General features: G+C 68.0%; 9 protein-coding genes. 2 read left to right on the plus strand and 7 right to left on the minus strand.

Going from position 1 to position 12,242, the window contains the following annotated elements; genetic code table 11:
- Positions 1–24: 24 nt before the first annotated feature.
- Positions 25–1,431 (minus strand): serine hydrolase domain-containing protein, encoded by a 1,407-nt coding sequence (locus OG558_RS28690; protein WP_405065778.1) that lies wholly within the window; start codon positions 1,429–1,431, stop codon positions 25–27.
- 37 nt (positions 1,432–1,468) lie between these two features.
- Here OG558_RS28690 and OG558_RS28695 point away from each other — a divergent pair, with 37 nt between their 5' ends.
- Positions 1,469–2,362, plus strand: a complete 894-nt coding sequence (locus tag OG558_RS28695; protein ID WP_405065779.1) for a diacylglycerol/lipid kinase family protein — start codon at positions 1,469–1,471, stop codon at positions 2,360–2,362.
- Here OG558_RS28695 and sigJ read toward each other — a convergent pair.
- Positions 2,336–3,193: an RNA polymerase sigma factor SigJ gene (gene sigJ / locus OG558_RS28700; RefSeq protein WP_405065780.1), complete on the minus strand. Its 858-nt coding sequence runs from the start codon at positions 3,191–3,193 to the stop codon at positions 2,336–2,338. The genes OG558_RS28695 and sigJ overlap by 27 nt on opposite strands.
- A gap of 78 nt (positions 3,194–3,271) precedes the next feature.
- On the opposite strand from sigJ, the gene OG558_RS28705 reads away from it, so the two are divergent.
- Positions 3,272–3,643: a DoxX family protein gene (locus OG558_RS28705; protein ID WP_405065781.1), complete on the plus strand. Its 372-nt coding sequence runs from the start codon at positions 3,272–3,274 to the stop codon at positions 3,641–3,643.
- 123 nt (positions 3,644–3,766) lie between these two features.
- Here the strand turns inward: OG558_RS28705 and pulA are convergent, their stop codons facing one another.
- From pulA to OG558_RS28730, 5 genes are all read right to left on the minus strand, one after another.
- On the minus strand, positions 3,767–9,466 hold the full coding sequence (gene pulA, locus OG558_RS28710; protein WP_405065782.1) for a pullulanase-type alpha-1,6-glucosidase: 5,700 nt from the start codon (positions 9,464–9,466) through the stop codon (positions 3,767–3,769).
- Between the two features lie 79 nt (positions 9,467–9,545).
- Positions 9,546–10,259 carry an SIR2 family NAD-dependent protein deacylase gene (locus tag OG558_RS28715; protein WP_405065783.1) on the minus strand — a complete coding sequence of 238 codons (714 nt, stop codon included), beginning with the start codon at positions 10,257–10,259 and terminating at the stop codon, positions 9,546–9,548.
- Positions 10,256–10,822 carry a GNAT family N-acetyltransferase gene (locus OG558_RS28720; RefSeq protein ID WP_405065784.1) on the minus strand — a complete coding sequence of 189 codons (567 nt, stop codon included), beginning with the start codon at positions 10,820–10,822 and terminating at the stop codon, positions 10,256–10,258. Before OG558_RS28720 ends, OG558_RS28715 begins: the two co-directional genes overlap by 4 nt.
- Before the next feature lie 13 nt (positions 10,823–10,835).
- Entirely contained in the window at positions 10,836–11,048 is a 213-nt protein-coding gene (locus OG558_RS28725) for a sulfurtransferase TusA family protein (protein WP_329475723.1), read from the minus strand.
- On the minus strand, positions 11,045–12,160 hold the full coding sequence (locus tag OG558_RS28730) for a cysteine desulfurase family protein (protein WP_405065785.1): 1,116 nt from the start codon (positions 12,158–12,160) through the stop codon (positions 11,045–11,047). The genes OG558_RS28725 and OG558_RS28730 overlap by 4 nt, the downstream gene beginning before the upstream one ends.
- Positions 12,161–12,242 lie beyond the last annotated feature (82 nt).

Raw genomic sequence — 12,242 nt, forward strand, 5'->3', positions numbered from 1 at the left:
CTCGGCGTGTGACAGTGACGCCGATCACGCCTCCGAGGTGACCGTGAACGAGGTCGGCCCGAAGGACACGTTCTGGGTGACGTCGATGGTCAGGTGGTCGGTCGGCGGGTGGCAGGCGAGGGTGAGGACGAACGGCGTCTCGAGGAAGCGGATCGTCGCCACGAACTTGTCACCGTCCGCGTGGGCACTGGAGACGACGCGCTGCCGGGCCTGGGGATCGGCCTCCTTGAGAACGCCGACGGAGGTGAGCTCCCGCCAGTCGCCCGGCTCGCAGACGATGTCCACCGGGTCGGTCGCGCCGGGCTCGAGCCCGGCGAACGTGAACGTGCCGGTCCCGTCCGGGTCCAGCCGGACCGCGGTCAGCCCGGTGGCGTTGTCGTCGGCGAACCGGTAGGTCTGTCCGTTCCCGCCGGCCGGTGCGGCACCGGTCGGCGGCGCCAACTCAAGCCGCGACGGGCGGGCGACCGGGGTGACCTCCTTGCCTTCGAGGGCCGGGAGCAGGTGATCCCAGACGGTGTTCAGGATCGCCTGCATGTCCTCCGTCGCGCTCGTGACGATCAGGACGGCGTCGTACGCCGGGAAGACCAGGCAGAACTGGCCGAACGCGCCGTCGCCGCGGTAGGTGTCGTGGCGGCCGCGCCAGAACTGGAAGCCGTACCCCTGCTTCCAGTCCGGGTTGTCCTGATTGTCGTTGGGCACCTGCTTGGAGGTGGCCGCCTCGTACCACTCGGCGGGGACGAGTTGCTTGCCCTCCCACACGCCGCGCTGGAGCACGAGCTGACCGAAGCAGGCCAGCGACTCGGTGTTGATGCTCAGCCCCCAGCCGCCGACGGTGATGCCCTCCGTCGACACCTGCCAGGACGCCTCGGTCGCGCCGAGCGGCTCGAACAGCCGGGGGCGCAGGTAGTCGAGCAGCCGCTCACCGGTCAGTCGCTGCAGGATCGCCGACAGCATGTACGTCGCGCCAGTGTCGTACACGAACACCGTGCCCGGCTCGTGGTCGACGTCGAGCCCGAGGAAGACCTTGATCATCCGGCGGTCCCGGGAGAGCGCCTCGACGGTGTCCTGGCTGTGCCCGGTGGTCATGGTCAGCAGGTGCCGGACCTTCATCGCGGCCAGGTTGTCGCTGATCGTCGCGGGCAACTCGTCGGGCTCGAAGAACGAGATGACCTGGTCGTCCAGCGACAGCAGGCCGGCGTCGATCGCCAGGCCGACGCCGGTCGAGGTGAAGCTCTTCGACACCGAGAACAGCAGGTGCGGATCGGTCAGCCGGTAGGGTGACCAGGCCTCCTCGAGGACGACGTGACCGTGCCGAAGCAGCATCACGGTCTGGATCTCCGGCGTGGACGCGTCGAGCGCCGCGACGAATGCGTCGAGCGCTGCGGCGGACAACCCCTGGGCTTCTGGCGTACTCCGTGCAAGTCTGCTCATTCCAAGCACGTTATCTTCCCGAACGGACAAATATCAGGTGAGTTCCGCCAGACGAGCAGCTGTCATTGTCAATCCGATCAAGGTGCCCGACGACTTTCGCCGGACCGTCGAGACCGCGGTGACCGAGCGCGGCGTCGACATCGCGCTGTGGCTGGAGACGACCGAGGACGATGCGGGCGTGACGATGGCCCAGCGGGCGGTCAAGGACGCCGTCGACCTGGTCGTGGTCGCCGGCGGGGACGGCACCGTGCGGATCGTCTGTGCCGAGCTCGCCGGGACCGGCATCCCCGTCGCCGTCCTGCCGGCCGGGACCGGGAACCTGCTGGCCCGCAACCTCGGGATCTCGCTCGACATGGACGACGCGCTGGCCGAGGTGCTCGAGGGCACCGAGCGGCGGATCGACAGTGTGCTGATCGAGGGCGACGAGCTGACCACCGACCGGTTCGTCGTGATGGCGGGACTCGGACTGGACGCGGCGATCATCGCGGACGCGCCGGACGACCTGAAGAAGCGGGTCGGCTGGGCGGCGTACGTCGTGTCCACGATCAAGAACCTGAACCATCCGTCGGTGCGGGTCGAGATCACCGTCGACGACCAGCCGCCGGTACGCCACCGGGCGCGGACCGTGGTGATCGGCAACGTCGGCACCCTGCAGGCGAACATCCCGCTGCTGCCCGACGCGGTCCCTGACGACGGGCTCATCGACGCTGTGGTGCTGTCGCCCCGGCGGGTCAGCCAATGGCCGCGGCTGGCGTTGAGCCTGGTGGTGAAGTCGATGCGCGAGCAGCATGTCCAGCGGTTCACCGGGAAGCGGATCCAGGTGACGGCCGCGAAGACGGTACGCCGCGAGCTGGACGGCGACACCATCGCCGACGGCCGCTCACTCAGCGCCTCGGTCGATCCGTCAGCCGTGGTCGTGCGGGTTCCCTGACGGCCCCAGATGGGTGAGTTTGTCGGGATTGACGACGCCGTGGATGGTCGTGATCCGGCCCTCGGTGATGACGAACGACCAGATGGCGATGGTGCGATCGGCCGGGTCGTGGATGCGGAGCGCCGGCTGGCCGCCGACGTGCACTCCTTCGACGGTCAGGTGGCCGAACTTGCCGAAGGCGCCGATCAGCATCCGGGCGACATTGCCGGCGCCGTGCACCGGTCGCGGGAAGCCGCCCTTGCCGCCGCCGTCCCCGGTGAAGGTGGCGTCGGGTGCGAGGAGGTCGACGAGGGCGTCGAGCTCACCGTCCTCAGCGGCCGCGACGAAGCGCCGGACCAGTTCGTCGCGCTCTTGGGGTGACGCGTCGTAGCGCGGTCGATTGTCGGCAATCCGGCGCCGGGCGCGGACGGCGAGCTGACGGCAGGCGGCCGGCGTCTTCGCGATGATCCCGGCGACCTCGTCGTACGAGTAGCCGAAGACGTCGCAGAGCAGGAAGACCGCGCGCTGGTCGGGGGAGAGCCGCTCGAGTACGACGAGGAACGCGGTGGACAGCGAGTCCGACAACGCGGCCCGGTCGGCGAGGTCGACGTACTCGTCGACGGCCGGCTCGGGCAGCCACGGGCCGAGGTAGGTCTCGCGCTGCCGGCGTGCGGACCGCAACTGATCGATCGCCAACCGCGTCGTCACCGTGGTCAGGAACGCCTTCGGCGACTCCACCTGGTCCTCTCGATGCAGCCGGAGATAAGCCTCTTGCACGACGTCCTCCGCGTCACCGAAGCTCCCCAGCATCCGGTACGCGATCGACAGCAGCAGTGGCCTGAGTTCCTCCATCACACCTTTCACAGACGATCGAGGACGTCTCCCAGTGACAGTGTCACAGGATCGGATCGCCGATCGTCTGCAATCGGCATGAACACAGTCACCTGGGTCTTCTCCGGAATCCTGGCCGCGATCTTCGCGTACTCCGGTGCCGTCAAGGCCACCATGTCCCGCTCCCGCCTGATCGCCACCGGCCAGACCGGCATCGCGCCCTTCCCGATGCCCCTGGTCCGCGTCGTCGCCATCTCCGAGCTGTTCGCCGTCGCCGGCCTCTTCGCGCCCTGGCTGACAGACAAGGCCCGCGTCCTCACGCCGCTGGCTGCCGTCGGCCTCACCATCGTGATGATCGGTGCTGCCATCTCCCATGCCTCGCTCCGCGAACCGAAGTCGGTCGCGGCCAACGTCACCCTGCTGGCCCTCGCCTCCTTCGTCGCAGCCAGCCGTTTCGCGGCGCTCACCTGACCAACCCGCATGCATCGCGGCAAGGCCGGATCGCCAGGCCATCTCAATCGGCTGCCATCAGCGCGGTTGAGCGTCAGGGCCGCCCGGTGGCGGCAATTGTGATGGCCTGGCGGTCCGCTGCTCCTAGCGCTGGACGAGTACGGCGACAGTCCGCGGTGGGACTGTTGCTGTGCCCGTTCCGGCGGTCCAGGTGGTCTGCTTGACGACGGCGTCGGAGCCGTTCGCCTGGACGGGAGACAGGGCCAGGTTGGCGCCGGCCAAGGCCGGGATCTGCTGTGAGACCGCCGCTCCCGTCGAGTTGAAGACGACCAGGACGCCCTTGAGCGCCGGGTCGACGTTGGGACCCACGGTGTCGTCGATGCGCATCGTGATCACACCGGGCGTCGTGCCGCTGACCGGGAAGGTGAGCTTCTGGTTGATCAGTTCCGCGGAGCCGAGCCGGAACAGCGGGCTCGAGAAGCGCAGCTTCAGCAGGTCGGCGGCTGCGGCTGAGGCGGTCGCCACGTCGGCCGCGGTCGGCTTCAGCGCCGGGTTCGCGAGCAGCGGCTTCATGTAGGACCACTTGGCCTCGTTGTCGGCCTTGGGCGGCAGACCGTGGCCGAAGCCGTTGTCGGCACCGGTCCAGTCGAGGGTGTTGAACCAGTCGCCCGAGTCGTAGGAGTTGCGGTCGAGCGACTTGCTCCGCAGCAGGTCGGCGCCCGCGTGCCAGAACGACGGCGTCTGGGCCAGCGCGGTCGTTGCCAGTGACACCGTGTTCATCCGGATCCGGTCCGGCATTGTCATGGCTGTCGGCAACTTGTAGGTCAGCGTGTCCCACAACGTCTCGTTGTCGTGGGCATCGACATAGCTGATCACCTCGTCCGGCTGGTCGGCGTACCCGGCCGGTGAGCCGTTGTAGTCGACCGAGTCACCGCGGACGACGTCGCCGGTCGAGGTGGAGCGGAAGGTGAACGAGCGCAGGTTGCCGGCCAGGCCGAGCTGGATCAGATCCGTGTCGTGGGCGAGTCGCTTGGCGCGTTCGGAGGGCGTGCCGTTGATCGGGTCGCCGTTCGGGTCGCTCGCCTCGCCGGAGCCGAAGCCCTGGATCCGCGGATTGTCGTCGAACGGACCGCCGCCGCGGACCCCGTCGCGGAGCCGGTCGGAGAACGTACCGATCCCGGTGCCGCCGAGGTTGCCCTGCCGCGCTTGGACGAACAGCGCGTCGTTCGCGACCTCGCCGAAGTTCCAGCCCTCGCCGTACAAGTAGATGCTCTTGCCGTCCACCCCGTCCTTGGCCAGAGTCAGCTTGTCCAGCGCGACGCGGATCTTCAGCATGTTCTCCTTGCTGTGGTGGCCCATCAGGTCGTACCGGAAGCCGTCGACCCGATAGTTGCGCGCCCAGCTGACGGTGCTGTCGACCATGATCTTCTCGGCCATCGCGTGCTCGGTGGCGATGTTGCTGCAGCAGGTCGACGTCTCCACCTTCCCGGTCGCGTTCAGCCGCTGGTAGTACCCGGGCACGACCTTGTCCAGCACGGACGTCGGCGCCTGACCGGCCGCCGGGGTGTGGTTGTAGACCTGATCCAGTACGACGCGCAGCCCCGACTTGTGCAGTCCGCCGACCATCGTGCGGAACTCGGCGACGCGGGCCAGGCCATCACGGGCGGTCGCGTACGAGCCCTCGGGCGCAAGCCAGTGGTACGGGTCGTAGCCCCAGTTGAACCCGTCCTTCGCCGCGACCGCCGTCACGCAGGCCTGCTGCTGATCGGAGTCCGCCGGGAACGACTTCAGATCACAGGCCGGCGTCTGCTGCCCGGTCTCCGGGATCGACGCGATGTCGAACGTCGGCAAGAGGTGCACGGTGTTGAGTCCGGCCGCCGCAAGTGCCTGCAGGTGCTTCGTCCCGTTGCCCTGGTCGGCGAAGGCGAGATAGGTCCCGCGGTGCGCGGCCGGCACGCTGCTGTCGTTGATCGAGAAGTCGCGGACGTGCAGCTCGTAGATCGTCGAGTCGACACCCCGCGCCAGCTTCGGCGCCGGCGTACCCGACCAGAGCGCCGGCTTCCCGGCCGGATCGTTCAGGTCCACGGCGACCGAGTACGCCGAGTCCGTCGTGAGCGCGACCGAGTACGGATCGGTGACGACGTTCGTCTCGACCTTGCCCGTCGAAGGCGCGTAGACCTCCACCTCATAGCGGTACGACGCGTTCTTCCACGACCGTGGTCCGTCAACTGACCACGACCCATCGTTGTTGAGTCGCATCGGCACCCGGCTGGACCCGACCAGCAGCGTCACCGCTTGCGCGGTCGGCGCCCACAAGGTGAACGTCGGCGCACCACCGTGCCAGTTCACGCCATACGTGCGCCCCGCGGCACTGCCGTAGACATCGTCGAGCACACCCGGGATCTGGACGCCGGTCGCGTCCAGCAACCGTCCCACGTCGTCGTACTGTGCGAGCCCGAGTTGCCCGGTGAGGATCTTCTGAACGTCGGCGTGGTCGAGTCTGAGCGCGGTATAGCCCTTCAACGCCGGGAATTTCGCCAGCACCGACGCAGGGATCCCGGCCGGGTCATAACGCAGTCCGGACGACGAGCCACCGATGTCGTTCGCGTCGACCTTCAGCGAGCCGTCGTCCGACCAGTGCAGCCGCCAGCGCGACTGCTCCGGGTGGGCGACCGGCGGTACGGCGAGCAGGTCGTGAGTCAGCCAGTAGGCCTTGGCCTGGCTGAGGTCCGGCTGGGCACCCGGCCGGGACGTTGTCACGGTCAGCACGTGGGTTGCGATGACGTAGGAGAAGGTGACGACCAGGCCGTCGCCCGGAACGGTGAACGGGATGTTGGCGCCGTTCTTGACTCCGCCGGCGCCGTAGTTCTCGTCGAAGGACAGGTTGTGCGCGACCTTCGCCTCATAACTCCCCGCTCCCAACTCACTGGTCGACCACGTGTAGGTCCCGTCGCCGTTCTCGTCGGTCAGCCACGGTCGCATGCACGACGGGTCCCAGTCGCCCGGACAGCCGAGCTCCGACTGGAACGAGCCGGGCACAGTGATGATCGGGCCCTCGGCATTGGACGTGACGTAATGCCGCCCGTGTTCGTAGTAGAAGGTGACCGGACCGGTTGGAGCCGTGTAGGAGATGTTTGCGCCGTTCAGGACGCCGCCGGCACCGTAGTTCACGTCCCAGGTCTTGTTGATCGCAGTCTTGTAGGCGTGCTCACCGGCCGGGAGGGTGTACGTCCCCTTCCACACCTTGTCCTTCGGATCCAGCGTCAGCTGTGCCTGGCTGCAGGCCGGATCCCAGTCACCGGCGCAGCCCATCTCACTGTTGTGATCACCAGGCACGCTGACGTTGGCGGGCTGTACGACGGGACCGGTCCCACCACCGCCACCACCTGGCGTCGGAGCATCGCCGACCACACCGTACGAGCCGGACACCGAGTAGTTGCCCGACACATCCCGCAGCACGGCCCGGTACTCGAGCAGCGTCCCCTTGGGCAGCGCGGACACGTCCTGGAACACGCGGTACGGCGCGTTGTCGTCGGAGCCGAGTCGCTGCCAGGCCGTCGTACCCACCGGCCGGTAGCCGAAGGTCACGGTCACAGGAGTGTTCTCCGGCACGGCCGCACCGATCTCGGCGCGCCCACCGACCGTCGCACCGAGCTCCGGCGAGGTCATGTAGACAGCCGGCGCCTTCGAGAGCGACGGGACCTTGTTGGCCGCCTGGTAGACGGTCACGGACAGCGGCGCCTGGCTGAGCAGCACTCTGCCCTCACGGTCGGTCTTGACCGCGTTGGAGCCGCCATAGACCGGCTTGAGCCAGGTGTTCGGGCCGTACGTCGGGATCGTCGCGGACGCGGCCGTCTTCGAGTTGTTCGCGACCACCAGGTACTCGACGTTGTCGGTGCCGAGCCGGCTGAAGGCATACAGGCCGTTGGTGTTCGACGAGTAGCGGTGCACCTGCCGGCCGTCGGCCAGCGCCGGGTACTTGGCCCGCAGCTGCTCCAAGGCCGCGATGTGCTTGTACATCGGCGCGTTGACGTCGTACCGGTCCTTGCTGCCGATCGTCGTCGTACCGGATCCGTCGACGACCTCGTCGTCGGCGTAGTCCGCGGTCTTGGTCGCGAACATGTCCTGCCGCGCGTCCTTGTCACCGCCCGGACCGGTGAACCCCTGCTCGTCGCCGTAGTAGATGACCGGCTGCCCGCGGGTCAGGAACATCAGCGAGTGCGCCAGCTTGTCCCGCGCCAGCAGTTCCTGACCCGACGCGCCGCCCTGTTTGAGGAACATGCCGACGCGGCCCATGTCGTGGTTGCCGAGGAAGGTCGGCAGTTGGTACGCGTTCGAGTCGGCGTCGGTGTAGTAGTCGTCGCCCGCGTAGAAGTCCTGCAGCTTGGTGCCGGGATCACCCTTCGCGTAGGCGACCGCGCTCTGCTGGAAGCCGAAGTCGAGCGTGGCCTGCAACGCGCCCTTCGTCGTGTACGTCGACATGAACTGCGGATTCGCGTCGAACACCTCGCCGAACATGAAGAAGTTCTTCGACCCCGCGCTCTTGGCCGCGGCCAGGATCGCCGGGGAGAACTTCTGCCAGAACTCGATGTTCACGTGCTTGACGGTGTCGATCCGGAACCCGTCGATGCCGAACTCGGCCCAGGTCTTGTAGACGTCGATCATCCCGTCGCGGACCTTGGGCTGCTCGGTGAACAGGTCGTCCAGGCCGACAAAGTCGCCGTACTCCGCGGATTCGCCGGCGAAGGTCGAGTCGCCGCGGTTGTGGTAGAGCGTCGGGTCGTTCAGCCAGCCCGGCACCTTGACGGTCTCGTCCGCCGGCGTCCGGAACACCGGCACGTTCGGGAACGAGGTGTTCTTGTCCAGCGGCGGGAACGTGTCACCGCCCGCATAGGTCTTGTCGTCGAAGACGTTGCCGGCAGCATCCTTGTACGGCGACGTCGACTTCGGGATGTACCCGTACTGATGGGACTGGTAGTCGATCACGTCCGCGGTGTGGTTGGTGATGATGTCGAAGAAGACCTTCATCCCCTTGCGGTGCGCGAGGCTGATCAGCTGCTTCATGTCCGCGTTGGTGCCGAGGTGCGGATCGATCTGGGTGAAGTCGGTGATCCAGTAGCCGTGGTACCCGGCGCTCACGTTCGCGCCGTCGCCCTGCACCGGCCGGTTCTTGAAGGACGGGGTCAGCCAGATGGACGTCGTACCCAGGGACTTGATGTAGTCGAGCTTCTGGATCACGCCGGACAGGTCGCCGCCGTGGTAGAAGCCCTTGTCGGCCGGGTCCAGTCCGGTCTGCAACCGGTCGCCGGTCAGGCCACCGGCGTCGTTCGCCGTGTTGCCGTTGGCGAACCGGTCCGCCATCAGGAAGTAGAACCGCTCCTTCGTGAGGTCCTTGCGCAGACTCGGCGACGCCAGCGTCTTGTCGGCCGCGGTCACGGTCGGCCCGGCGAGATCGACCGGCTTCACCGTGACGACGTGACTGGTGTCGTCGTAGCTGAACACCAGCTTGGCCGGACCCTGGATCGCGAGCGGGATGTTCGCCCCGTTCAGCACACCGCCGGCGCCGTAGTTCTCGTCCCAGGCACGGTTCACGGTGACCTTGTACTCGTACGTGCCGGCCGGCACGTCGAACACCTTCGTGTACGGCGCACTCGTCCCGAGACTGGTCGCGTCACATCCCGGGTCCCAGTCAGCGGGACACCCGAGCTCGCTCTGCAGCGACCCGGCGAGTGTGATCACCCGCTCCGCCGCCACCTGCGCCGGCGCGGAAGTCGCCGTACCTAGTCCGAGAACGATCACCGCAGCCGCGGTGAAGCCTGCCGTCCATCGCCTGAACCCACGCATCACGGTTCCCTCCCAGCCGGTGACCCTGGGCGGACGCTAACCCGCGACTTCCATCGTGGGAAGGGCTGGGAGGTCGCGGTCAGATGACGAGGCCGGGCAGCGTGGTCTCGATCGGCGTGCGGAGCACGGTCGTGGCCTCGTCGTCGTACGGGGTCGGCTGGGCGTTGAGGATGATCAGCGGCTTGCCGGCGGTCAGTGCGAGGTCGCAGAGACCGGCAGCCGGGTAGACCTGCAGGGAGGTGCCGACGGCGAGGAAGACGTCGGCGGCCTCGGTGGCCGCGACGGCCCGGTCGAGGACCGTCTGGTCGAGGGACTGGCCGAAGGACACGGTCGCCGACTTCAGGATCCCGCCACAGACCTCGCAGGCCGGGTCCTCGTCGCCGGCCTCGAGCCGGGGGAGTACGTCGGCCATCGGGATCCGGCGCCCGCAGCCGAGGCAGTCGACGAACCAGACCGTGCCGTGCAACTCGTGGACCAGTTCAGGCGACGAGCCGGCCTTCTGGTGCAGGCCGTCGACGTTCTGGGTGATGAGTCCGGTCAGCCCCTGGCGTTCCAGCTCCACGAGCGCCAGGTGACCCGGGTTCGGCTCGGCGGTCCAGGCCGGCGCGGCCAGGCGATGCTTCCACACCTCCACGCGGACCTCGCGACTGGCGACGTACTCGTCGATGTCGAACATCGCCTGCGCCGCCGGGTCCTTCGTCCACAACCCCTGTGGCCCGCGGAAGTCGGGGATCCCCGACGCGGTCGAGATCCCGGCTCCGGTCAGTACGGCGATGCGTTCGGCGTCGATCACGCCTTCGACCGTAGCGCCTCCCATTCGGGAGCCAGGATCGCCATCACGATGTCGTCGACCCACTCACCGTCCCACTTGAGCGCGTGCCGCAGCCGGCCCTCCTCGACGAACCCGGCCTTCTCGTACACCCGCTGTGCCCGCGGGTTGAACGCGAACACCATGAGCGAGATCCGGTGCAGGCCGAGCTGCTCGAACCCGTAGCCGACGATCAACCGGGTCGCCTCGGAGCCGAGTCCCTGACCGCGGCCCTCCGAGCCGATCAGGATCCGGAAGTTGCAGGACTCGTCCTCCGGACTCCACTTGTTGAGCACCGCCTCACCGACGGTCCGGCCGGTCGGCTTCGACACGATCGCCAGATCCAGGCGGTCGGTCTGATCCTTCCGGGTCCGCAGCCAGTCCCGGTACGTCTCCTCCTCGACGCCACCACCGGCGTGGTCGCCGGTGAACCTGCTCACCTCGGGATCGGCCATCGCCGCCATCAGCGCGTCGTAGTCGCTCTCGTCCAACGGACGCAGGATGACGAGCTCACCGGTCAGGGTCGGCTTGTGGGCGAAGTCGGTCACACCGCGGAGTCTCTCAGCTGACCCGTCGAACGACGTACGTGTTTTCGACTGCCGACACCAGTTCCTGGGAGCGCATCCGGCACCAGGCCGGGATGTCGGTGGCCGCGGCCGGATCATCTGCGCGGACCGTGACGGTATCGCCGACGGCAACGGTCGGAAGCGTCTTGGCCAGTTTGATCACCGGGAGTGGGCAGAGCAGGCCGCTGCAGTCGAGGTCGACGTTCACATCCCCACCTCCGCCCGGATCCGCCGGACTACGCCTGGCACCACCGCACAGAACCGGTCGATCTCCGCATAGGTCGTGTCGCGCGTCAGGGAAATGCGGACGTTGCCGTGAGTCAGGACGCCCATGGCGGCCAGGACATGCGAGGGCTTGAGCGTGCTCGACGTACAGGCCGAACCACTGGAGACCGCGAACCCTTCGGCGTCCAATGCGGTCACGAGTGCTTCGCCGTCCACGTAGAGACAGGAGAACGTGAGGATGTGCGGCAGGCGGTCGTCGGGATCGCCGACCACCTCGACATCCGGGATGTCCGCTGCCACTCGGCGTCGTACCTCGTCGATCCAGGCCCGGTGCTGTTTGTTCAGCTCCTCGGCCTCGCTGAGCCGGGCCTGCAACGCGGCAGCGGCTGCCAACGCACTCGGCACGTCCGGGAACCCGGGGGAGAGGCCGTCCTCCCGCTCGTCCATCGGCCAGGCCGGCGCGATCCGCGTGCCCTTCCGGACCGCCAGCAGGCCGACGCCCGCGGGTCCACCCCACTTGTGCGCGCTCGCCGTCAACGCCGACCACCCCGCGGGTACGGCGTCGTGCCCGATGGACGCGGCCGCGTCGACGAACAGCGGTACGTCGCCACACGCCTCGGCCGCGGCCTTGATCGGCTGCCGCGTGCCGACCTCGTGATTGGCCGACTGCAGCACCGCCACCGCCACCCCGGTCTGCCGCACCGCCGCCGCAAACGCATCCAGATCAACCCGGCCGACCGAATCCACGCCGACCTCTACACCGTCGGCACCCGCGGTGTGCAGTACGGCGGAATGCTCGACAGCACTGTGGACAACGGTGGACCCAGCCCGCGTCCGGGCGGCCGTGATCGCAGTCAGTCCGGCGTGGATGGCCGCCGTACCCGAGGTGGTCAGATACAGCTCGTCCGCACGCACTCCGACCGCGTCCGCGAGCACCGCGCGGGCGTTGTCCAGCAACAGCCGCGCGGTCCGTCCCTCGTGGTGCAACCGGACCGGATCCGCCCACCCGGAATCGACTGCCGACAGCAACATTTCCCGCGCGGCCGGGTGCAACGACTCGGCCGACGCGGCATCCAGATAGGCACGCTGACTCACACGGGAAACGCTAACTCCTACCTGTGCGCAAGATCGCCAAAGGTGTCCAGTAGTGTTTGGTCGTCAGTCTCACTTGGGAAGG

Source organism: Kribbella sp. NBC_01510 (assembly GCF_045040325.1).
Lineage (GTDB): Bacteria > Actinomycetota > Actinomycetes > Propionibacteriales > Kribbellaceae > Kribbella.